Genomic DNA, 23878 nt, shown 5'->3' on the forward strand with positions numbered 1-23878 from the left:
GACAGTTGTCCGTCAGGCTTTGTACGTCCGGTCATCACCACCCGTCCTTGTTTATCCTTATATTCGTAGGAAAGATGATTGTTTTCGTCCACCATATCCGTACGGTAAAGAGTCCCCTCGCTATAAAAATCATCAGGCGTATAAAAACCATCTTCCAGTACCAGCCATGCCTGTATGTCGTTCCAGGTATTGGTGTTGTACCAGAACCGGTGGGTGCGTCCGTAATCGGGATGCCAGTCCCCGCCGGGGTTCCCCTGTTTAATTACCTTGTCCAGAGGCGACATCTCCAGCACCGTTACTGCGTAGGGATAATTATCCTTGGCCACATCGGCAGGACCGTTACCGTTCCTATGGTAAAAATAAGCCTGTTCCGCCAGGGCGTCGATACGGAATTGCCCGTCGCTTGCCGGACTCTTATAAGGCAGGTATTTCACGGTTTCCCGGCCGAATTCGTCATAGGCGACAGGAGTAATAATATCCGATCCGTCAGGAGAGGCGCCCACAGCTACCGACTGCAAGGGCCGCCCCAGCCCGTCGAAATATTCCATAGTGATCATGTGCTGTGAGGCAGACGGCATCGTTTCCGGTGGTACGGCATTGAATTCCTGCAGGGGTACGATGGTCTGGATATAGTTGTGGTTACATACGGGATCCACTTCGGGTTCCGGAAGATCCACCTCTATTTTTGTTTCGATCACCCCGTTGCCGTTGGTTCCCTCGGATACTACGTAATAAGTGCCGGCAGCCAGCCAGTTGATATACAAGTGGGGCTGCTGCGAAATATTATCCCCTCCGGTACTGTAGGTATATACTTCCCCTCCGGAACGCAACAGGGTAAGGCGGGTCAATACGGAAGCCACATGACTGATCTCCACTGCCATCGGGGTAGTCAGCGTGAACCGGTAAAACACATCGTTATAGGATGTTCCCTCGTATGTATTGGTGAAATCGCCCATATTCAGCGTATTACGGTAAGTGCCCGGAGCGTCGAAGGTACCCGCTTCGAAGGGATAGTCGAAAGCGTCGCCTTTCACTGTTCCTTTTATCCGGGTCATTATTTCGCCGTTATCGCTGTATCCTTCGGAAACTACATAATAAGTACCGGCAGGCAGCTCCGTTTTTTTCAAATACGCATGCAGGGAAGAATTACAGGCGCCTTCCCCTGAATAATCGTCGTTATAGTCAATACGGGTGCCGGCTTCGTTAAGCAGATGGAGATAAGTATTGTCCAGACCGGAACCGCAATGGGAGATCTCCACATTCATCGCCTTTGAGGTCGTGAACCGGTAAAAAACGTCATTAGTGGATTGCCCGTTATAGGCGTTGCTGTACAGGGAAGTATTCCTGGTATCGGTATACAGGAAACTTTTGTTGTACGGAACCGTTGCCGTATGAATGGGCGTATGGTAGGTATCCCCGGGCATTGAGCCCCGAACGGTAGTGGTCAGTTCATCATTATTGCCTGTCGAAAAGCTCTTGGATAAAACATAATAGGTGCCCGCAGGGAGGTTACGGATCAGTAATCCGGCCTGTTCCCCGGATCCGGAATTGCAGGGAATAGTCGCCGGGGGATCGTGGCTCTCGTGCAGGATACCTGCAGTGGTGCTCAGCAGGGCAACATAGGTGTCATATGCTTCGGAACCGCAATGGTTGATCTCTATATCCATCGTAACGGTAGTAGAAAAACGGTAAAAGACGTCGGGACCTTCTCCTGGCCAGGGATATTGATTGGTATAAAGATCTATATTGCGTGTATCTTCATACAGGAAACTGCCGTCGTATGTTCCCATTTCGATGGCCGATGCAAAGTCATCACCGGGCGCCGCCATCCGGCAGATATTCGTCATCCTGGATTCCCAGCCGTAGGCGCCCATGTCGCTGCGGCTGCCGCCCTTGCCCGGGGGACTGCTGTAATCGTAAAAATCGGGGGTTCCTGCATCAATGCAAGGAGAATGGTTTAATAAACGATATCTTCCTTCAGAGAGATCTTCAATATCAAAAAAAGGATCGTTATCAATCACACCGTCTAGTGAGGAAATATTATAATATTCGTTTTTATTCCGGATCAGGCAATATTGCACTTCTGCGGAATGATTCATGGATTGAATGCTGATTTCTCTGATCGTCTCCGTATTATATAAAATATTGTTCAGCAGGTAAAAGGTAAAAAAACCGCCCCAGCTCTGGATCGCGACAGAACCCCGGTTATCGGTAATGGTTACGTTACAGATATCAGCATAGGCTGCAGCATTCTGACCGCTCGGTGCATGGTTCATCACAGGATTATCCCAGGCGTTATTCTCATAGATCAACGAGTTACACATGACATAGCTGAAATACTGACCGACGGCGGACAAGGCAGGCCCATCGCTCTGGGTAATGATGAGATGTGAGAAAAACGGGTAAGCGCTGTTGATATATATCCCGGTGGTGGCTTTTATAATGGTTATCCCGTGTATTTCCGGGGAACAATACGATATTTCTATTCCGCCGTAATCTGTGTAGGGTTCTATTACAACGGACTGCGGACATTCCACGCTGCCGAACAGATAGACGTTCTTATTGATATAAAGCGTTTCCGTGTATTTTCCCGGCGCTATTTTAATGGCGTCGCCGGACGAAGCCTGTTCAATGGCTGTTTGTATGTTCTTCAGGGGTGCCTGTTGGGTCCCCGGGTTATTGTCGTTGCCGTCGGGCGACACGTACCATTGATAGGTATCGGGGATATTCAGGTAATTACCGGGTTCGTTGATGGCGGATTGCAGGGCGATGTCGGTACCGGCAGATAGTACCGTACGGTTTACGGCATTACCTTCCTTCAACCCGGCAAGTTCGCGGAGCATCCGCTGCATCTGTAACGTATCGCAGCCTAATCCCGTCATGCGGGAAATGCTGCGGGACAGCTGCTGGCGATACATCCTGACAGTTTCACTCTCTTGCTTTAAGATTTCTTGTGCGTGGTTTTTTATCGGGAATGCACTCAATAATATGATGGTAAAAAAGGATATTAAACGGATGTAAGATAAAGTTCTCATGTTTTTTAGTATGAAAGTTGATAAAGTAGGAAAGCTAAAAAGTTCATAAAGTTTAAAAGTTTGAAAGTTTGAAAGTTCATAAAGTCGGAATGTCAAAAAGTTAAAAAGTATGAATGATGAACAATAAATGATGAACTGAAAAATTCATAGTTCATAGTTCATAGTTTATAATTCATAGTTCTCCATTTTTAATTTTTAATTTTTAATTCTCAATTGCTTTCCCGATAATGATACCGGTGTTCCTTGAGCACTTTCCCGTTCTGGTCCTTGATACGCGCCAATCTGCCGAAACGGTCATATTCATAATAAATAATGTGTCCGGCCGTATCCGTCTCGGAGGTCACTCCCACCAGAGGTTGACAGGTATAGGTGGTGACCTGCGCGTCGGCCGGGTATATCCTGATCTCGTCCAGCGCATTTCCTTCCTGAAGGGTAAACGAGCCTGTATATGCCTGTTTTTTATAGTGCCATTTCCCGTCGCTCCGGTAATAATAATCGATCACGTATTCCCGGTTGTTAGGAAGCATAAAATCGATCACCATGGAACCGTTACGATACTTATCGCCGGCCGCGGACATGCCTTTTGTTCCTTCCGGACCTTCCTCGAAACTGTAATACCTGAATTCCTGCTCACCGGCATTGGTGATCTTCAACACGGGGTGTTGCTTTTTATATCCCCACAGGTAACTCACCTTCGGTCCTCCTTCATAGGAAACCGTTACGGGATTGGTATAAGGATCGTAGGCATAGTACCGGATTCGTGTTTCCATGGCTCTTCCCGGGCCGGTACTGGCCTCTACGGCGGATAACAGCGCCTTGTCGTTGAATAAGCGATACTGATACTGGGTGACCTGTTCCTTATCTATATGCGTCCTGGTCTGCTTTATCAGGGTGTTGAGTTTCCGGTCGGCTACCAGCCGGCTCCTGGCCACTTCCGCATCCCCTGTCAACTGCTTATCCGGTGCATATTGATACTCATCCGTGATGTAAACGTTCTGGCTGGTAAGGGTCTTTATCTTAGAAGGGAAAAGAAGGGAATTATACTCATACCTCTTTTCTGTCTTCACCCATTTTCCGCCCCAGCGCTCATAGGCCGTTTCGGCTTCCAGCTTTCTGGCCCCGGACTGGATGAGATAACCGAGCATTACTACACCATCCTCGTAGCATCCCGAAGCATCGAGAGGTCCTACGGTTTTGCGCCAGGCAATCCTGGCACTGCCCATGATATCTGTTTTAAAATTACGGTATTGGTATACAGTCCGTGAAAGCGTATCCCCGTCCCGGTTAAATGTTTCCTTCCTGATCAATTGCCCGATCAGCCAACCGCCCCTGTTATTTTCGTAATACGGACTCAGTTCAAAACGCCTTACCGGATACTCGGCATTGACATTATAGGTATATACCGTTTTACCGGTAGTATTGTTCAGGAATATATCGGGCGACCGGTATTCCGTCACCTGTTCGTACATCACCGGAGCGCCTGCCGAGTAAAAAAGATCCGTAAGGGAAGACGAATAGTAGGTGCGGACCCTCGATGTTCCGATAGCCCCTCCGTAATTTTTATCATACTGTGACATATAATCATTACATGCAACTTTCCAGCGGGATATGCCGTCGCCTTCCTCGTCTTTACCATATTTAAATATACGGTAGGTACCGGCGTCCATATCATTCGGAATGTCGTGGATAGAGGCTATGCGCAACCCGCCGCATTGTACGATTCCGCCGTTTTCGGTCTTATATTGGTGCGGTTCGTAGGTAAAATGGGTTTCTCCCCCGGTGGGGTATATGATGGTTTTCAACATGCCGCACCGCATGGTGGCTTCGTTTGCTTCTTTTTCCGCGCCGCCGATGGCAATATTGACCCGGGAATCGTTATTGAGAATGCACCCGGTTTCACACCTGGGAACGGCTGTAGTATTTCCGGCGCCGTTGTAGTAGCCCCAATGATCGTAATCCCTGCTCTTTCGCAGAGGAAGCTGGTTGAATTCATAACCGAACCGGTAAGTTTCTATGATCTCGTTTTTACTGTTTTTAATACGGATGGCATCCAGCTTAAACCGGGCATCTTCCGAAGTAGGAGTAGAGGTACCGGTCGTATATATCCCGAAATCGCTGGTCTCGAATTCGATCGTCCGGATCTTCCGGCCATTGTTATCCGCAATGACAATATATTTCAGCCTGGCTTGTTCTCTTCCTGTGGAATAAAAATATACGGTTCCCCCGCGATACCTGATCTCCGCCAGTTTCCGGCTTCTTACATAGGAATTGGGATGATTGACTGTTGAATTGAACCGGCAACCGTTTACCGGAGTCAGTTCTCCGGAATTTTCTACCGCATAGACAGTATTATCTGATTGTCCTTGTATCACCGACGCGACATAAGGAAAGCCGACGTTACTACAACCCAGCGGGTTATATTGTGCAGATATAGATGTACTATCTTCTATAATCACCATATCCCCGTTATTGTAAATGGTTTCGCCGGATGAATCATATCCGAATGAGAGCGTGTCGGCTTTGTTCCCTGAAATGATCCTGGATACCTTCCATCCGGTAACGGCTACATTTGTCTCGACGGCTCCGGTCAATTTGCCGGTTGTTTCCAGAATGTCCTGGAACAGGTAATGTATGCCCTTTTCATCCTTTATTTCTATCCTGTTGATCTGGTTGATGGAATTTTCGCCATGGGTAATCTCCACCGGGTCGTACGGAACGGTGACCCTGCTGACCGCACTTCCTGACTTTTTGAAAAAAAAGCCACCGCTCCGGTCCAGCAAACGGTAATAAAAATCATCGGGCTCTTCGTCCGCCCCTCCGTCTGCCATATTTTTTTCATAGATGCAATCGTTTGCCCCTACCTTGGTATTTTTCAGGTATCCGACGCCACCGTGAGTTTTTTCATCCGGAAGCCCTCTTACCGAACGGGATACCGAAGGTTCGGCATTGAGTGTCCACCCTATGCCTACCCAGCCTGAATTTTCATTTACCTTGATGCCGGATGCATGGTAGCTCAAAGTTATAGGCAATGTTATTTCCCCCGCTTTGATCTCGTACAGCGGAATTTCTATTTTCACCAGTCCGGTACTATAATCTACAGGATAATTGATGTATTTGGCAATAGCTGCCGCTTCCGGAGAAGCCGGAATGATCTCGGGCAATTTCAGTTCTTCCTGCGCATGACCGGTTAATACATGTCCTGCCAACCAAAAAAACATCCATACTAGGTTCCATTGTATTTTTCGCATATTTAAAGTATTTTCAGTAATTGATTTTCATTGGTAAATAAGTTCATAAATCTCAGATATTTCCCCCCTTTCCTGAAAAGAAAAAACACTGATTTCACATCATCTATAATGATCAGATCTATAAAAGTGCCATACTCTCGAAATAAATCTTTCTCTTAAATTATCGTCTTTATTGCCGATCAGTATGTATATTTCTCATGGATATTTCAAATACTCCTCTATAAATTTAAAAATATCACGCCACTAAAGTAAATAAAAATGGATAAAAAACAATTCTAAAGAATAATTTCTATCGAAATTTATATATATCCCAGAACGAATTCCACCCTTTTTTCCGTATTCACTTTCGGTACTTCCAGTATCCGGTATCCGTAATTCAGGTATGTCTCTCTCATATTTTTGTAGGTCAGTACAGCTTCTTCCCAATCCTGTTTCCTTTCGCCATCCGTATGGTAGATCTCTTCCCATGGAGGGAGCAAAAATACTTCCGGACAGTATATATACTTACTGATGTCGCGCATGACTTTCTTCGGGAATTTCATTCCTATCATTCCCGCATAACACAATGTATCCGGTATTCCGCGATCGAAAAATACCGGCTCATTTCCTGCCACACCGGCTTCTGTTTCCAGGTAACTCCGGACAGAGCGTTCAAGCATCAGCGTTGCATACCACTCCTTATTTTTCCAGGGTAAAGCATCTCCGTCTGATTCCATCTGCTCCCTGATGATTTCACGGGCAACCTCAGGCACGCATTTGTATCCCTGCTCTTTCAGGGCTTCCAGTAAAGTGGTTTTTCCAACGCCCGGCCCTCCGGTTATCACAAAAAAACGATAACTTTTACGGTTCATTTTTTAGTTTGAAAGTTTATAAAGTTTGAAAGTTTGAAAAATCGCAATACACATATCCGGCCTAAAGATAATTATTCATAGATTATCAGAACAAGATTATTCCATATAAATCAACTACTTATACATATTTTTTTTATTTTTTCCAAAAAACATTTGCTTTTGTTACGAAAATTTCGTAGCTTTGCGATATATTCGTAATCAATTGTGTGTAATGGAAAAATTAACCTATCAGGAAGAAGAAGCCATGTTGATCTTATGGCGTTTGAAAAAAGCTTTTGTCAGGGATATCCTGGATCAGTACCCGGAACCGAAACCTCCGTATACAACACTGGCGTCTACCGTGAAAAACCTGGAACGTAAGGAATATGTTACAGGCCGGAAATACGGGAATATTTTCGAATATACTCCCGTTGTATCTGAAAAAGAATACAAAAAACAGTTCATGTCGGGTTTTGTGAAGGATTACTTCAGTGATTCCTACAGCAACCTGGTCACTTTTTTTGCCAGGGAACACAGGATTTCGGCCGACGAATTAAAGGAGATCATCCGTTTAATTGAAAATCAGGAGAACCCATGAATACATTTTTATTGTACTTATTGAAAGCCAACATTATCCTTGTGTTGCTATACGGGTTTTATGCATTGTTCCTGAAAAGGGATACCTTCTATGCACATCACCGCTGGTACCTGCTGTTGACCCTGCTGGCCATCTTCTTTTTCCCGCTGATCAATGTTGCTTCATGGTTTTCAGGAAGTGAAACGACCGTTATGGTTTCCGGATATGTTCCTTCAGCCTCCGAAATATATCAGATATTGTTCAGCATTTATCCGGAGGAGATCACCATGGTGGGGGAAACTGCGGCTGAAACACATGCTGCTTTTAGTATCAATTGGGTCACCATGTTGGTTATATTCCTGGGATCAGGCGCCGCTTACTTTGCCTGTAAGCGTTTGATCCAATTTTTACGTATCATGGGCCTGGTCCATCGTTCCCGGAAACAATCCCGGGGTAACCAGACCGTGGTCATCATGGATCATTCGTCTTCCCCGTTTTCATTTTTCAACTGGATCTTCCTGCCTTCGGACAGGTATTCGGAAGAAGAACTGGACGAGATCTTTGAACATGAACGGATCCATTGCCGCAACTGGCACTCAGCAGATATCCTCCTGTCCGAACTGGTCACCTGTCTATGCTGGTATAATCCTGTTGCATGGATGATGCGCAACGATCTGCGGCAAAACATCGAATACTATACCGACAGCCGTATCCTGAAAAAAGGGTTCGACCGCAAGCATTATCAATATCACCTGTTGAAAGTAACCGGTAATGGCCATTATTCCATTGCCAATCATTTCTATTTCAATCACCTAAAAAACCGAATTATGAAAATGAACAAGAAAAGTTCCCCCCGCGTACTTTATGCCAAATATTTGCTCGCCTTTCCTTTGTTGATGGCTGCGATGTTACTTGTACGCGCTTCCGGTATTGAGGAAAACATTACATCCGTTTCCGAGACAGGGCATTTGGCCTTGTCAGACGAACAGATAATACTTCCGGAAAATGAACCGGACCCTATGATAGCAACCATAGTTCAGGATAAAGATGCTGTAACCGAACAGCCGGTTATTAATCAATCCCTTCGATTGACCCCGATCGCTATCGGAACTCCTGACGGTTATACTGTAACATCGGATACTTTGCCGGAAGGCTTTTGGATCAGGGGTATATCATCTTCCCCCTTGATTATCATCAATGGAAAAGAAACATCTACAGAAACCTTTTCCAAATTATCCCCGGATAATATCCATTCTTTCAGTATTCTTAAGAATGCAAGCGCTACAACTCTATACGGGGAGAAAGGAAAAAACGGGGTAGTGCTTATTGTAACAAAAGACGCTCCTGATGAAATGAAAAAAGATAAAAAAGAAGATAAACCTGAAGAGTCCCGTACATATAAAGTACCGCCAGATGTTTCTTCAACAAAATTCTTTATCCGGGGTATTACATCTTTCGAAGGGAATAATGCATTGATCATTCTCGACGGAAAAGAATCAACCGCAGAAAGGATCACTGAGTTATCCCAGGATAAAATCCTTTCTTTCAGTATTCTTAAAGATAGTACCGCCACAGCCCTATACGGGGAGAAAGGAAAAAGCGGGGTAATCATCATCACAACCAAAGATGCACCGGATGAAATTGAAAAAGAGACAAGTACCAAAAAAGGGACATATATGAAAATGGAAGTCGAATCCGAAAAAACTCGAAAGCCTATCGGGGTCATTCAGGATTACCGCATACGTCAGGGATTGAGCAGAAATCCGAATATTTCCCCTCCCGCTAAACCAGAGGACATTACCGAAAAATCAGACATTATCACCCGCATGTCGGTCGGATTTGAGGACGACGCATATTACGTAATGATTAAAGGTTTTGTACTCGCATATCATCCCGGGGATCAATTATCAGTATATGTAGATGGAAAAAAAGTTGAAGCTGTGGAACAATTATCCGCTTCAAATACTAACCGGGTAATCGTATTAAATGACCAGCCTGCCAAAATGTCGAGAAAAACATCAAAGACAAAAACGGGAACATCTTACACTTACATGCTAGAACACATTGCCAATTAAAATTATCTATCAGCCATCCCTAAACGATCTTTGAAAACACCAATTTTGATTTCCAGCTCTGTTTTTAGTTCCGGATGAGTCATGGTTCCGCAGTTGTCATCAAAATGGTCATAATACTGTGGCAGGAAAAATGTTTCGATAATATCAGTCCCACACTCCGGGAAAAACGAACGGGCGGCATTCAATACATTGCCGCCCTCATAACTGACAGGGTGAACTACCCAGTCGTAGCATGGGGTTATTACTTCCCGTAAACACAATGATTCCCTTTCCCATAACGGTGACTATTACAAGTTTATCTCCTTTACAACCCTGTAAATAAGGATATTTTATTTATATGTGAAAATATATGGAAAAATGGCACAACTTATCGTTTTTTATTGTATATTTGAAGAAGAAACAATTGCGCAATTTATGATCTGAATCATTACTTAAAAGACGATGTGTATGGTATAAACTTCAAAAGATGTACATACGGATTTTTCAGATGAAAGCGTTAGCTTTTCCAGGCAACCGGGAAACTTCCACCAGATAGGTAAAACCTTTTATTCATACGTAGTTCATAAGGTTATACCTACTTCTCTAAGTAGAAAAGGAAGTCAATACGGTTGCTTTTTGTTTTGAATGGTTTAATTATTTATATTTGTCATAGTGGTGAAAGATCATATCTCTTGTTATAGCATGCATGAATTAAAAATAGTGATTAATGAGGCGATTGATAATTACATACTTATGGGTGTGTGTTTACTCCTTATTTGAATGCTCAATCTATACAAGGCGTAGTCTGTGACCAGGAAACCAGAAAGCCGGTGGCTGATGTACATGTTTATCTGGATGGCACCTCTATTCATACCATTACAGATAAAAGCGGAAAATTTGAGTTAAATGCAAAAAAACTACTGCTCAACACCCATCTTGTATTAAAGCATGTATCTTACGAGTTAGCACTGATACCTAATCCTTTCTGGTCAGGAATTGATACCTTATTTCTAAAGGAGGAACTAAACCCGATCGAGGAAGTCGTGATCCGGACAGATCGCTTTAGCCGTAAACAAAAGCTAAAGGCTTTCAGGGAACAGTTTTTAGGAAATACCCGAGGTGGAAAGGCTTGTAAGATCCTGAATGAAAAAGATATTCAACTCGTATACCATCCGAATTCCAGAACTCTTTCCGCTTATGCCGATCATCCGGTAATTGTCAGGAACAGTTACCTGGGATATGAGATCGAATTTCAATTAGATGAATTTAGAATTATGTATTCCAATGATAATACGTTGGAGTCCGACTATGCCAAATCCGTTTCCCTAATGGGCCCCAGATCTTTTAAAGATCTAAGCCCTGAGAATTCAATCATCAAAAAGCGGCGCGATCTCAGTTACCAGACTTCTCCACGGAACTTTTTCCATCACCTGGCCAATCAAACTTTATCAACCGCCGGATTTAAGCTATATTATGAGACGGAATCCAAACAAGAAATACCGGATAGCCTGAAAAACAAATCCTCCGGCACACTGCTTACTCTTTTAGGCTCAAATGCAAAACTAAAAACGTCCGTTGAATTCCCACCCGACTCCTGCTTTATCGTAAAAGATATCTCCCCTTTAAAAACGATCATCCTCAACCCTGATTTCGAGTTTACCCAGGAAGATACCGGGATAGAAGAAAAAGTATATGCCGATATTAAGATTCTTCACAATGATCTATGGTCCAGAACTTTCTTTCTTACCGATTCATTCATGGTAGACCCATACGGAAATACCGACCGGATTAAGAAAATCATTTTTTCGTGGAGATATCAATGGTACCGGGTAGGAGAAATGCTCCCCCTGGATTATCAGCTTTCTGAATAATTCTACTATTATGAGGCTTAAAACTATTTTTTCGCTTTGTATCTCCATTATTATTCATCATGCCTATACCCAAAACATACAAGGTGTGGTCTGTGACCGGAAAACAAAAAAGTTTGTGACAGAGGTATATGTTTTCCTGAATGATGCCCTTTCTCCAAAAAGCGTTTCCATATCTGGTTTTGACTCCTGAAAAATGGTACTGTAGCCGGATCCAACCAGCATCTGGTAGTATTTTTAGTGATATACGATGAATCGGATAATCAATGGTCAAGAATCATTTTTTTACTGGCTCGTTGATAATAAATCCATATGGAAATATCGATAAAGTGGAATAAAATAATTTTATCTTTAAACTTTTCGGAATATCGTATAGGAAATATGCTACCTTTGGATTATTTGATTCGCCGGTCATCTAAATAAAATATCAATGAGAATCATTATTATTGCATTAAGTTTGCTATTAATTGTTCCTTGTGCATATGCGCAAATATTGAGCGGATCTGTTTATGACCTTGTCACCAAACTACCTGTCAAAGATGTGCATGTATATCTTGATGGAACCTCTTATCAAACAACCACCAATGCAGATGGAAAGTTTGAGTTACTCATAGAAAAAAAGATAAATACAAGTTTAATATTCAGACACTTATCTTATCATACAGAATCTATCCCGGATCCATTCGAAAAAGATCTAAGTAAGATTTACCTGGAAGAACAGGTGGATTCCATAAGGGAGGTGGTCATCCAGACAGACCGGTATAGCAGGAAGCAGAAAATGAAAGCATTCCGGGAGCAGTTCCTGGGAATGAATAAAGCCGGAAGGTCCTGCAGAATACTGAATGAAGATGATATCCAACTTTTTTATAATGCTAATACAGGAAAATTATCGGCTACTGCTGATCAGCCGCTCGTTATTGAAAATAAATACTTAGGTTACAGCATACAGTTCAATCTGATCAGTTTTGAGGCCTATTATGGAGGTTTATTTCTCACAGGTTCTTCTTCTGCAGGACATTTAGGTAATAATAGTATTCGATTCTCTTTATTTTTGGGAACATCTTTATTTACTGACCTGGAGCCTAATAATAAAATGATAAAAAAACGCCGGGAGATTATTTACACCAATTCGCCCCGTAATTTTTTCAAAAATCTTTCCCAGAATACATTAGAAGCATCGCATCACCGTGTCTTTCATGAAGGTTTTCTTACTGATCCTCACACTCTTTTCAGTATTAAGGATACCCTTCCTATAAAACAGGTACGGATCAATGAGGGAATAAAACCTTTAAAGTGGTCAGAAACGGAATATATTTATTTAAAAATGAGTGTACTACACAAAAGAGACCAGTCTGATATTTATTTCCTTACAAATGCTTTTTCGATTGATCCATACGGAAATACCAATATGGTAGATAAAATCCGTTTTACCGGGGAGTTTGGGCAACAACGTATCGGAAATATGCTACCGTTGGAGTATGACATAGATAGTAATATAAAGACCACCAATACTGACCGTTTATCTTTTAAGGAAGCAGATCCCGGACAACTTTTCCAGCAAATGATAGCGCCTTACCAGGGGAAAGTGATCTACCTGAATTTCTGGGAAACATCGTGTGGTCCGTGTCGTGCCCAGATGGCATATATGAACACCTTGAGGGAAACCTTAAAAGAAAAAGATGTGGTCTTTATGCATCTGGCCGTTAATTCTCCCGAAAATACATGGAAAAATCTGATCACAAAAATGAAATTGACGGGGGAAAACGTCGTCCATTACCGGTTATCCGAAGAACAACAACTCGAAATGGAAAACAGGTTTCCTTTAGATATTTTTCCCACTTATATGTTAATTGACCGGAGCGGTAAGACCATCTATACAGACGTAGTTCCTCCGACCGAAAAAGAAGCCATCACTCAACGAATAGAAGAATTATTGAATCAATAATAGGTGAATAAATAGCTACTCCTATGGCTTAGGTTTTTTTTACTTAAAGCCAATGGCACCATATACGACTCCTTCTAAAAGAGCCGGTACAATAAAGACATCGTTACGCGAATCGTAAATAAAATCTGCAGGCCCACCCATTCTGGTAGTCAGTTTTACCTGCCCGCTATCGCCGGATTCCAGATTCAGCCACCTGATTACTCCCCGGTTGCCGAATGTCACCCAATCACAGAAATACAGCTTTTGACCATCCAAAGCCAATCCCCAAAGATATCCTTCATAATCGCCCAATTGCTGATAAGTTTCCTTTAACATATCAATAACACCCAGTTTCCCGTTAGGCAGGCTATCCGTGCCGAAGCTGGTTACATACATTTTGTTGTTGTTGATCAGCATGGTCGTAGGAGATACAGTTTCCATCCACCTTTCAAACGCCTGTTTCCCGATATCCACCTTATAAATGGCATCAATGTCGGTAGCAGATACATATAACGTATTGTTGTCGGCAGCCACAATTCCTGTAAGTTGTTTGGTACCTTCACCTGAAAAATTTAATTCAAATATTTTTTTCTTCGACTGCAGATCTATACCTACCACATGATCGACATCACAGATATACAACTTCCCTTGTAAAGCACATATCCCATGTGGACTGTTCAACCCTGTTATATATTTCATGGTTACATTTTCCTGGCTACCATCACTTTTAACCCGTGAAATATATCCATTTCCATTTTTCACATACCTGTTGTCTCTTTCTCCGGCATTAGAGAGATAGAAATAACCGCCATATTGCGTAACACTTACAGGCGCGTCAAATCCCCTGTAACTATACTGGTCCTGGGCAAAAATTGCAGATGAGGTGAAAACACTGATGAATATCGCTAAGAAGTTGATCTTTGACATGATATATCGTTTAAAGAATACCAATAAATTAATGCCATTTAAAAAACAATAAATAGCACCGAGTGCTTAAAATTGTTTTGGTGGCGCAAAATTCATTCCATTTTACACAATTGCTTTCACAAACTATTCCCACATACATAAAAATGATATTATCTTTGAGCGTTGTCATTTTAAGCCGGTATTTTTTATGAAACCACCCTTATTCGGAAAGACTTTTCAGGAAATATCACAAATCGTGAAAGATTTGTCCCTTCCGTCTTTCACTGTAAAACAAATTTCTGACTGGTTGTATAAGAAAAAGATATCGTCTTTGGATGATTTGACAAATTTATCCTTAAAAAGCAGGGAACTACTTAAAGAACATTATACCTTAGGTTTAAAGGCTCCGGTAGCTGAACAAATATCCAAAGACGGTACAAAAAAATTTCTATTTCCCGTATTGGAAGATAAGTATGTAGAGGCAGCATTTATTCCCGACCGCGACAGGGCTACTTTATGTATTTCTTCCCAGGTCGGGTGTCGTATGGGCTGTTCATTTTGCATGACAGCGCGACAGCCAATGAGGGGTAACCTGAATGCTACTGATATCCTCAACCAGTTTCAAAGTTTACCCGACCATGATGTGTTGACCAATATCGTGTATATGGGTATGGGAGAACCATTTGACAATCTGGCAGAAGTCATGAAAAGCCTGGATATACTGACCGCTGATTACGGGTATGCCTGGGCATCTAAACGCATTACCGTCTCAACTATTGGCATACTTCCTTCTGTGCGTCATTTTATGGATAACAGCCGTTGCCATCTGGCTGTAAGCCTTCATCATCCCGATCCTGCGGAAAGACGGAAACTGATGCCGGTTGAAAATAAGTATCCGATAAAACAAATCATAGACTTACTCAAAACATACGACCTGAACCGCCAAAGGAGGATCTCCTTCGAATATATTATGTTATCAGGGATCAATGATTCAAATCAGCAGATAAAAGAAATGGTAAAACTACTATCCGGGTTAAAATGCCGGGTAAACCTGATCCCATTCCATCCTATTCCGGGAAGTCCGTTTATACCATCGGCAACATCTGTTATCCGGCAATTTGCAGAAACGCTTAATGAAAAAGGGATCGTCACAACGGTCAGGCAATCACGTGGAATGGATATTGATGCAGCCTGTGGAATGCTGTCAACTGCCAGGAATCAATAAAATAAAACTGCTGTTATTTTTATTTAGATTGATTATAAATTCTAAAAACATATTACTATTTTTGCAGTGATTTTTTACGGAAAATGGAATCAGCCAATTTACCGGAACCGAGAAGATGACATCAAAAAATAATCTATGGCTGTAGATCAGATGTTCTAATTGAAAGAACCGGATAGCATTTGACATAGTAGCTAGTAATAGGAAAGGATTAACTATGGCATAATGCACGATAAATTATATATTAGGCAATTATGAAAAACCAAGTCGATATGAAAGAACAGGTAAAAAATATTTTTACCAACTATCTGGAACGGAATGGTCATAGAAAAACCCCCGAGAGGTATGCCATATTAGATGAAATATATTCGCATGATACTCATTTTGACATCGAGTCGTTGTATATTTTAATGAAAAACAAAAATTACAGGGTTAGCCGGGCCACACTTTACAATACCATCGATCTTTTATTAGACTGTAATCTAGTGATAAAACACTTATTTGGAAAGAATATTGCCCAGTTTGAAAAGGCTTATCCTGGAGCACAGCATGAACATATGATCTGTGTAAAAAGCGGCGAGGTCATCGAATTTTCGGATCCGCGCCTACAACAGATCATTCATGAAGTCTGTGAGAAAAATAATTTCTCTCCTATCCAGTATTCCCTATACATTTACGGGGAAAAGAAATAGCATCTTCCAGAAAGATCGTGGTTATGTCCCGTTAACGCTAAATCAAATATCAGTCAAAAATTATCTGTATCACGTCTTACTAGCATTATTTTTATTAACTTTGTGAAAAGTTTTTTATGAAAAAGGTAAAGAAAGTATTGTATTTTTCATTGGTGGTAGTATTATTCCTGGGTTCGGCATGTAACAGCAAAAAGAATAATGCCGGAAAACAAGTGGATGTAGAGGAGGTTCCTTTAAAAAAGACAACCATTGAATTTACTGAAATGGAACATAATTTCGGTAAGGTGAAAGAGGGGGAAAAAGTAAAATATAATTTTGAATTCACAAATACGGGTGATGCCGACTTATTGATTCAGAAAGTCAATACGTATTGTGGCTGTACCGTACCCAAATATACTAAAAAGCCTATCTCTCCCGGAAAAAAAGGAACTTTGGAAGTGGTATTTGATACCAAAGGACGTCCGGGAAAACAACAGAAAAATATCTCCATAGCTACCAATACAGAACCATCGACAAATATTTTAACCCTGGTAGGTGAGGTAGAATAAAAAAAAGAATAATCATTAATCATTAATCATTAATCATTCATCATTATATGACAACATTATACGTTTTATTACAGGCCACAGAAGGTCAGGGTGGAATGGGAGCCTTGGGATCTTTCCTTCCTTTATTGTTGATTATCGTTGTTTTTTATTTCTTCATGATTCGTCCACAGATGAAAAAACAGAAAGAATTGAGAAATTATCGTGATAGTCTGCAAAAAGGAGATAAAGTAGTTACTACCGGAGGTATATACGGTAAAATTACAGGAATCAGCGATGGTACTGTTGAAATGGAAATAGCCAACGGACTTACCATAAAAGTAGATAAGTATGCTATTTTAAAAGATTCAACCGATCTGGCGGCACAAAAATAAACCGGTTCAAACTTGTACAAAACCTCATCCTTCCAGACAAAAGGGTGAGGTTTTTGTTATTTTTACAAATACTTTTTTGAAAGATTCATTTTTGTAAATAGCTTAGTAATATGATGGTTTTTGCTGTAATTTAGAGAGGATAAGAAAGATCAAAATAATTATAACTTTTGTCCTTTCGATTTCGTATTATAGTGTATCGCATAAGTATTTCTTCGTAAAGAAAATAAAATGAAAGCGGGGGTGAAATCAAGGAGTACTGGTTTTTTTTCGCATGGAGAACGTATTCAGTTAGAAAATATGGTGTTACAAAATAACACCAAAAATTCGACTGAATTTACTTCAAGGTACAAGAAAATATTTGATCATATTTCAGATGGCATTCTTATAGTCAATGAGAAGGGATGTATCATTGATGTAAATCATTCATTATCAAAAATCACAGGCATTCCCATTGGCGATATTACAGGTCGTCTACTCTGGAATATATATAGCGAGTTGGATTTAACCGACTCTATTTATACCAATACCAAAAATGGAAAAGAATTACCATTATTGTGGGAAACTGCCGAAAAAGGAGGTAAAAGTTACCAGCAATTTATCAATAAGGCTGGTATTCCAAAACATACATATGCCGAATACTTTTTAATAAAAGAAAATAATAAGAACCTGTTAGGGATGATCATTAAAGATGATCCTGAGAAAAAAAACAAAAAAAACGAACAATCAGAAAACTTTGATCAAACTTTAGACGCTTTGGTTGACGGATATATGTCTGTTAATGAAGAATTATTATCCATTAACGATGAATTATCCCGTCAAATTGAAAAAAATAAAGAAACACAAAAGGAACTGGAAGAAAGCAGGATCAAGTTCCTGTCTTTTTTTGAACAATCTCATGAAGGTATTATTTTGTTGGATAAATCCGGAAGGATATTGGATGCCAACAAGAATGCGGAAGTTTTCACCAACCTCTCAAAAAGGCAACTTACCAGGTATTTCATATGGGATATAGCAAAAAAGATCCTGGCACATCCCCAACAATATGATGATTATGAGAGTCATTACAAAGTAATGATCCATGAAATACTTAAAAGTAAACAAGACCATACTTTCCGGGAAGAATATAATCTGTGTATTTCCCATACAGACCAACCACGATACATTCATACCACCATTTTTCCCCTCATCATCAATGATGATAAATTTTTAGGTGTAATCCTACGGGATAATACCGAAAAATACCTGTATGAAAAAGAATTAAAGCGACACCATGATGAACTGGAACACTCATTCCGGATTAAATCCGATGCTTTGTCCCGGAATGAACGGAAATTAGGAAATTTAAGCGATAATCTTCCTAATGGATTTATATTCCAATTGGAGAAGGACCTGAAAACATCTAAAGTCAGATTTACCCATCTCAGCAAACGTTTCACAGAGATGATCGGCCTGAATAAAGATTTTGTTTTAAAAAATGCTGATGTCCTCTTCAATAAAATGTCACAGGAGAATATTGAAAAACTAAATATAGCCGGCGATATCGGAACACATGATTTTACATTCCTGGGAAAGGTGGAATCCGGGGATATGAAATGGTTTCGCGTATCATGTGTTACCCATGCCATAAATACCCATACCGTACTTTGTGACGGACTGGTCATTGACGTCACCGAACAGGTAAAAGCCAATGAAGCGCTTACATTTAGTGAACTCCGTTTACAGACAATTGTTGATAAACTCCAGGATATGGTTACTGTTATGGATGTAAACGGTATTATATCTTATGTGACCCCATCCTGCTATACAACATTCGGCTATCCTGTAGAACAGATGATCAATAAATCTGCTTTCAAATTCATCCATCCTGAAGACATCTCAATTGTTGCCAGATACATTCAGGACACTTTAAAATTCCATGAATTAGCCGATTGCAGATACCGGGCTTTCAAATCTGATGGAACTGTGGCTGAAATAAAAGCTGTGGCCGTTAATATGCTGGATAATCCATACATCAAAGGTATTGTGGTAACACATACCGATATCACCAAGCAGGTGGAGGCCCAGAAACATATTGAAAACACACTTTCACGCCAACGTTTGCTGAACAATATTTTACTTCCATTGCAAAAAAGTGAAATAATTGATCCGATTATCCATCAATCCATTAGCCAGATCGGAAAGTTTTTAAATGCAAATACTGTCTCCGTTTTTAAATTCAAGGACCAGTTCAGGTATATGGAATGCCTGTTTGAATGGAATGAGAGTAATCTATCATTTTCATCAGATACAATTCCCATTTTTAATGAATATATCTCTGAAGAAGTAAGAATATCCCGGTTTTGGGAAAGTGAGATCATTTATATTGATCATTTCAACCGGGTTAGTAAAGATGTACAAGACATCATAGAAAGTCGTAAAATAAAATCATTGATACTGGTACCATTATTTATTGACGGGGATATATTCGGGACCATTATCTTTGGTGTCAACGAAATAAGAAGCTGGACCTATGATGAGGAAAGTTTCCTCCTTAGTTTTTCTCAAATAGTATCCGGTGCGCTGCAAAAACAAAAGGCCGAAAAATTACAAAATATTGCCCGACATCACATATCGCGTAATCTCGAACAGCAAAAGTTACTGAATCGTGTTCTTATACCTCTACAAAGAGGGGAAAATCTCAAAAAAAGCATTCATGATTCCCTTGCAGAAGTAGGAACTTACTTAAAAGCCAGCCGGGTAGCCATATATGAATTATCCGATGATACCCGGTCAGCATATTATACCTATGAATGGTGCAATACCGGTATTGAACCGCAAATTGATAAATTCAAACATTACCCGTTTGATGTATTTGATTTTATATACCAATCTTTTACACATCAGCAGGAAATTATCATACATGACGTTGAGCAAATGCCTTCTCCATTAAGAGACATTGCATTGATGCATGGTGTGTTATCGTTACTTTATGTTCCTTTATATTTAGGTGGTAAATTGAAAGGATGTATCTGCCTTGGTGAGTGTGGCTACAAAAGAAAATGGACGGACGAAGAAATCAACCTGGTCAAAGGTTTTACGCCGATCTTATCCGGCTCAATACAAAAAATAAGATCTGAAATCGCCCAGGAAAATACCCGCTTATCCCTTGTAACCGTCCTCGATAACATTCCTTCTTATATTTACGTTATCGATGCTGTCAATGATCAGATGTTATTTTCTAATAAAAAAGTAAGGAAAATTTTAAATGGAAAAGTAGATCTTACCTCAATCCATCAGACATTCGGAGAAATACCGAATGAATTACAAAACGACCAATTACATGATGTAGTCACTTATGAACAACACAATCAAAAAGACAATGTCTGGTTACAGATGACAGCATCCAATATTCGTTGGGTAGACGGAAGGATTGTACATATCGTTACAGCCATTGACCTCACCGAACGAAAAAATATGGAACTGGAATTAATCAGGGCAAAAGAAAAAGCGGAAGAATCAGATTTATTAAAATCCACGTTCCTGGCAAATATGTCCCATGAGATCCGTACCCCAATGAATGGGATCATCGGTTTCTCCCAGATGATCTCTACCGATTTCATGCCTGAAAAAGAAAGGCAATATCTGAAAATTATCAATAATAACTGTTATATGTTGCTGAATCTGATCAATGACATCATTGATATTTCCAAGATTGAATCACAGCAAATGGAAATTATGACAGTGCCGTGTAAACTGAGAGTATTCCTAAAGGACCTGGGCAATTTTTATAACCAGTTAATTCAACGGAAAGGAAAGAGAAAACTGGAATTCATCATGGATCTCCCTGCCAGGGAAGATGTCATTTTAACAGATTCCATACGATTACGACAAATAATTGGAAACCTGATAGATAACGCCATTAAATTTACAGACAAAGGTTACATCAATGTTCAATGCCGCATTCCAGGCGACGGATTTGTCCATTTTACTGTTTCTGATACGGGGATCGGGATACCCCGGAACAAACAAAATATTATCTTTGACCGCTTCAGGCAGGTGGAGGACAATCATGTCCGGAATCTATCGGGCACCGGCTTAGGATTGGCCATTTCCAAGAATCTTGTCTACATGCTTGGAGGAGAGATTTATGTTGATTCTGAACCGGATCAAGGATCCACTTTCCATTTTACCATTAAGCACCTGACAGCAAATGAATAATGAATCCATGACAAACATGGTATTTCCTCATCGAACAATGATAAAGGTTGAGAAGGCCGATTCAAGCAATCCTTACCTGTTACAATTGTCAGGCGAAAAAAAATTACCGGAAGGAACTGTCGCTATTGTCCATGAACAAACACATGGGCGGGGAATCGGGGAAAATATGTGGGAAAGTGAACCCGGAAAGAACCTTACATTCTCTATCATATTATATCCCGTTTTTTTAAAAGGGACCCTACAGTTTGGTCTTTCAAAAGTGATATCGCTGGCTGTATATGATTTTATCTCCCAATATGTTCCGGATGCATCTGTTAAATGGCCGAACGATGTGTATATCGGCGACAAAAAAATTACCGGTATATTGATTGAGAATTTTATTGAAGGCGCCTATTTGACCAAAAGTGTTGCCGGAATAGGTATCAACATCAACCAGGAAAAATTTACGGGTAATGCACCTAACCCTGTTTCGCTGAAGCAAATCACCGGAAAGACATTTGATTTAGATACCGCTATGGATCAGGTGTTGGAATGTATTGCATTTCGTTACCACCAACTGAAAGAGGATACCAATTGCTTAAGTGCCGATTATCTGAAACAGATGTACCGGTTCAATCACCTGAGTTTGTTCAGTGCTGAAAATAAAACATTTAAAGCGCGCATTACCGGAGTAAACAAATATGGGATGCTTGAAACGATTTCCACTGAAAATGAGCGGAAAACATTTGGTTTTAAAGAAGTTGAATACCTCTGAAACGGTCTATCTGGAAATTCTTTTCATTTCCTTTACCAATAACCGGGCTATGGCTGTGTTTCCTTTATCGGACGGATGAAGTCCATCGTAAGTCATATCAATGGCTTCTGTAGGATAAGGATAATCATCGTTTTTGGGATCAAAGGGTATGTCAATATATGTAGGATACGTATAATCCCGGTATAAGCCGCTCGACGGATCTTTAAGCCGTTTGAATTTCACCATGTTTTTGGGCGTGATCCCGCTTTTCCGATACAGGTCGATCACAGGAATTTTTTCGTGTTTGGCAATCCGGATGATAGCATCCGCAACATCCGACAACATCTGTCCGTTTTTCTCCCGGTAAGAACCATATGCACGGTTTTCAAAATTACCCAGGTAAACGAAATCCCCCCTTTGCAAAGGAGTCAATAATATAATTTTTGCGTGAGGATTAAGATGGCGCAAGTGATCGATAATGATACGAAAAGCTCCATATACAGTCTGATGGCCGGTATTACCCGTATAATCCACTATGGTTCCGACCTGTCGTCCGGACCACCAGTCATTGGTTCCGAGAAAAACGGTATAAACATCGGCTTTTTCCAACCCCAGGTCATTGATCTTTTCAGCTATTCCACCTGAGGTCCAGCCATTGAATCCCTTATTCACATAAGTTATATCCGGCAATTGTTCCACTACGCGGGTCATATACCCCTTCTCCACCCTATTCCCTGTTTCGGAAGGATGATCATTCAAATAGGTGATAGAGTTACCTAAGGCGACCCATTTTATGGATTGGGAAAAACCAATATGACTCCATCCCAACAGAAATACACATACAATCAATAACTTATTCATATTCATATCCGATTTGTAATGAACAAAGGTAATCATTCCTGTTTTGCAATGACGAACGATGAACTATGAACTTTGAATATTGAACTTTGAATATTGAATATTGAATATTATGATTTGATACTTACCATATCATGATTTTGTGTAACTTTGTGCATAGTATTTACTTTTTGTTTTTCAATTAACCAAAACAAGCCTATGTCCGTATTGACAGAAGCGGAAGAAATTGCTATCCAAAACCAATTTCAGGAACTGCTTCATGTTTCTACTTTTATTCGTTCGGGGGAAGACCTTAACCTGATCCGCAAAGCATTCGACCTGGCACATGAAGCACATGGAAATATGCGTCGGAAATCAGGAGAGCCTTATATCATCCATCCTATATCTGTGGCACGTATTGTTGTGGAAGAAATAGGACTAGGCACCACTTCTGTAGTTGCCGCATTATTGCATGATGTGGTGGAAGATACAGATTATACCCTTGAATTTATTGAGAACCAGTTCGGAAAGAAGGTAGCTGCTATAGTGGACGGGTTGACCAAAATTTCTGATGTCTTTGACAATAATTCGTCTTTGCAGGCCGAGAATTTTCGTAAGATGTTGCTCACTATATCGGATGATCTGCGGGTGATCCTGATCAAACTGGCAGACAGGCTGCATAATATGCGTACCCTGGATGCCTTGTCACCGGAAAAGCAGATCAAAATCGCCACAGAGACCATTTATTTGTATGCCCCGATGGCTCACCGGCTGGGATTCTACACCATCAAACAGGAGTTGGAAGACCTGAGCCTAAAATACAGGCATCCCAGAAT

Annotated in this window: 18 protein-coding genes; 12 read left to right on the plus strand and 6 right to left on the minus strand. The window is 40.8% G+C overall.

Features of this window, described 5'->3' with window-relative positions; translation table 11 throughout:
- The 3 genes from LBQ60_11390 to LBQ60_11400 form a co-directional block, all read right to left on the minus strand.
- Positions 1–3035: DUF1565 domain-containing protein (locus LBQ60_11390; GenBank protein ID MDR2038515.1), on the minus strand; the 3035-nt coding region annotated here is incomplete at its 3' end.
- A 209-nt stretch (positions 3036–3244) separates the two neighbouring features.
- Positions 3245–6283, minus strand: coding sequence for a hypothetical protein (locus tag LBQ60_11395; GenBank protein MDR2038516.1), 3039 nt, complete (start codon positions 6281–6283; stop codon positions 3245–3247).
- Between the two features lie 299 nt (positions 6284–6582).
- On the minus strand, positions 6583–7134 hold the full coding sequence (locus LBQ60_11400; protein MDR2038517.1) for an AAA family ATPase: 552 nt from the start codon (positions 7132–7134) through the stop codon (positions 6583–6585).
- 211 nt (positions 7135–7345) lie between these two features.
- On the opposite strand from LBQ60_11400, the gene LBQ60_11405 reads away from it, so the two are divergent.
- Positions 7346–7711, plus strand: a complete 366-nt coding sequence (locus LBQ60_11405; GenBank protein ID MDR2038518.1) for a BlaI/MecI/CopY family transcriptional regulator — start codon at positions 7346–7348, stop codon at positions 7709–7711.
- Entirely contained in the window at positions 7708–9765 is a 2058-nt protein-coding gene (locus LBQ60_11410; GenBank protein MDR2038519.1) for a TonB-dependent receptor plug domain-containing protein, read from the plus strand. The genes LBQ60_11405 and LBQ60_11410 overlap by 4 nt, the downstream gene beginning before the upstream one ends.
- A 2-nt stretch (positions 9766–9767) precedes the next feature.
- Here LBQ60_11410 and LBQ60_11415 read toward each other — a convergent pair whose 3' ends face one another.
- Complete coding sequence (locus tag LBQ60_11415; protein MDR2038520.1) at positions 9768–10025, minus strand: hypothetical protein; 258 nt, start codon at positions 10023–10025, stop codon at positions 9768–9770.
- 480 nt (positions 10026–10505) lie between these two features.
- On the opposite strand from LBQ60_11415, the gene LBQ60_11420 reads away from it, so the two are divergent.
- From LBQ60_11420 to LBQ60_11430, 3 genes are all read left to right on the plus strand, one after another.
- Positions 10506–11615, plus strand: coding sequence for a carboxypeptidase-like regulatory domain-containing protein (locus LBQ60_11420; GenBank protein MDR2038521.1), 1110 nt, complete (start codon positions 10506–10508; stop codon positions 11613–11615).
- A 10-nt stretch (positions 11616–11625) separates the two neighbouring features.
- Positions 11626–11805 (plus strand): hypothetical protein, encoded by a 180-nt coding sequence (locus LBQ60_11425; protein MDR2038522.1) that lies wholly within the window; start codon positions 11626–11628, stop codon positions 11803–11805.
- 237 nt (positions 11806–12042) lie between these two features.
- Positions 12043–13557 (plus strand): redoxin family protein, encoded by a 1515-nt coding sequence (locus tag LBQ60_11430; GenBank protein MDR2038523.1) that lies wholly within the window; start codon positions 12043–12045, stop codon positions 13555–13557.
- 39 nt (positions 13558–13596) lie between these two features.
- On the opposite strand, the gene LBQ60_11435 is transcribed toward LBQ60_11430, so the two are convergent.
- On the minus strand, positions 13597–14463 hold the full coding sequence (locus LBQ60_11435) for a hypothetical protein (GenBank protein MDR2038524.1): 867 nt from the start codon (positions 14461–14463) through the stop codon (positions 13597–13599).
- 187 nt (positions 14464–14650) lie between these two features.
- Between LBQ60_11435 and rlmN the strand changes: the two genes are divergently transcribed.
- The 6 genes from rlmN to LBQ60_11465 all read left to right on the plus strand — a co-directional run bounded on the left by rlmN (position 14651) and on the right by LBQ60_11465 (position 22226).
- On the plus strand, positions 14651–15667 hold the full coding sequence (rlmN, locus tag LBQ60_11440; protein MDR2038525.1) for a 23S rRNA (adenine(2503)-C(2))-methyltransferase RlmN: 1017 nt from the start codon (positions 14651–14653) through the stop codon (positions 15665–15667).
- Positions 15668–15918: 251 nt separating this feature from the next.
- Positions 15919–16356: a transcriptional repressor gene (locus tag LBQ60_11445; GenBank protein ID MDR2038526.1), complete on the plus strand. Its 438-nt coding sequence runs from the start codon at positions 15919–15921 to the stop codon at positions 16354–16356.
- 116 nt (positions 16357–16472) lie between these two features.
- The gene (locus LBQ60_11450) at positions 16473–16904 is read left to right on the plus strand and encodes a DUF1573 domain-containing protein (protein MDR2038527.1); all 432 of its coding nucleotides are present in this window, start codon (positions 16473–16475) and stop codon (positions 16902–16904) included.
- A gap of 47 nt (positions 16905–16951) precedes the next feature.
- Positions 16952–17275 carry a preprotein translocase subunit YajC gene (gene yajC, locus LBQ60_11455; GenBank protein MDR2038528.1) on the plus strand — a complete coding sequence of 108 codons (324 nt, stop codon included), beginning with the start codon at positions 16952–16954 and terminating at the stop codon, positions 17273–17275.
- 228 nt (positions 17276–17503) lie between these two features.
- Complete coding sequence (locus tag LBQ60_11460) at positions 17504–21472, plus strand: PAS domain S-box protein (GenBank protein ID MDR2038529.1); 3969 nt, start codon at positions 17504–17506, stop codon at positions 21470–21472.
- Positions 21473–21479: 7 nt separating this feature from the next.
- Positions 21480–22226, plus strand: a complete 747-nt coding sequence (locus LBQ60_11465; protein MDR2038530.1) for a biotin--[acetyl-CoA-carboxylase] ligase — start codon at positions 21480–21482, stop codon at positions 22224–22226.
- Between the two features lie 6 nt (positions 22227–22232).
- Here LBQ60_11465 and LBQ60_11470 read toward each other — a convergent pair whose 3' ends face one another.
- Complete coding sequence (locus LBQ60_11470; protein MDR2038531.1) at positions 22233–23066, minus strand: SGNH/GDSL hydrolase family protein; 834 nt, start codon at positions 23064–23066, stop codon at positions 22233–22235.
- 195 nt (positions 23067–23261) lie between these two features.
- Here LBQ60_11470 and LBQ60_11475 point away from each other — a divergent pair.
- A partial coding sequence (locus LBQ60_11475; protein MDR2038532.1) for an HD domain-containing protein occupies positions 23262–23878 on the plus strand: 617 nt, incomplete at its 3' end.

The sequence above is a fragment of the Bacteroidales bacterium genome, assembly GCA_031275285.1.
In the GTDB taxonomy this organism is placed as follows: Bacteria; Bacteroidota; Bacteroidia; order Bacteroidales; family UBA4181; genus JAIRLS01.

Coding starts and splice junctions, on each gene's coding strand:
- LBQ60_11395 (MDR2038516.1), bottom strand. CDS start 6,283: ATGCGAAAAATACAATGGAACCTAGTATGGATGTTTTTTTGGTTGGCA.
- LBQ60_11400 (MDR2038517.1), bottom strand. CDS start 7,134: ATGAACCGTAAAAGTTATCGTTTTTTTGTGATAACCGGAGGGCCGGGC.
- LBQ60_11405 (MDR2038518.1), top strand. CDS start 7,346: ATGGAAAAATTAACCTATCAGGAAGAAGAAGCCATGTTGATCTTATGG.
- LBQ60_11410 (MDR2038519.1), top strand. CDS start 7,708: ATGAATACATTTTTATTGTACTTATTGAAAGCCAACATTATCCTTGTG.
- LBQ60_11425 (MDR2038522.1), top strand. CDS start 11,626: ATGAGGCTTAAAACTATTTTTTCGCTTTGTATCTCCATTATTATTCAT.
- LBQ60_11430 (MDR2038523.1), top strand. CDS start 12,043: ATGAGAATCATTATTATTGCATTAAGTTTGCTATTAATTGTTCCTTGT.
- LBQ60_11435 (MDR2038524.1), bottom strand. CDS start 14,463: ATGTCAAAGATCAACTTCTTAGCGATATTCATCAGTGTTTTCACCTCA.
- rlmN (MDR2038525.1), top strand. CDS start 14,651: ATGAAACCACCCTTATTCGGAAAGACTTTTCAGGAAATATCACAAATC.
- LBQ60_11445 (MDR2038526.1), top strand. CDS start 15,919: ATGAAAAACCAAGTCGATATGAAAGAACAGGTAAAAAATATTTTTACC.
- LBQ60_11450 (MDR2038527.1), top strand. CDS start 16,473: ATGAAAAAGGTAAAGAAAGTATTGTATTTTTCATTGGTGGTAGTATTA.
- yajC (MDR2038528.1), top strand. CDS start 16,952: ATGACAACATTATACGTTTTATTACAGGCCACAGAAGGTCAGGGTGGA.
- LBQ60_11460 (MDR2038529.1), top strand. CDS start 17,504: ATGAAAGCGGGGGTGAAATCAAGGAGTACTGGTTTTTTTTCGCATGGA.
- LBQ60_11465 (MDR2038530.1), top strand. CDS start 21,480: ATGACAAACATGGTATTTCCTCATCGAACAATGATAAAGGTTGAGAAG.
- LBQ60_11470 (MDR2038531.1), bottom strand. CDS start 23,066: ATGAATAAGTTATTGATTGTATGTGTATTTCTGTTGGGATGGAGTCAT.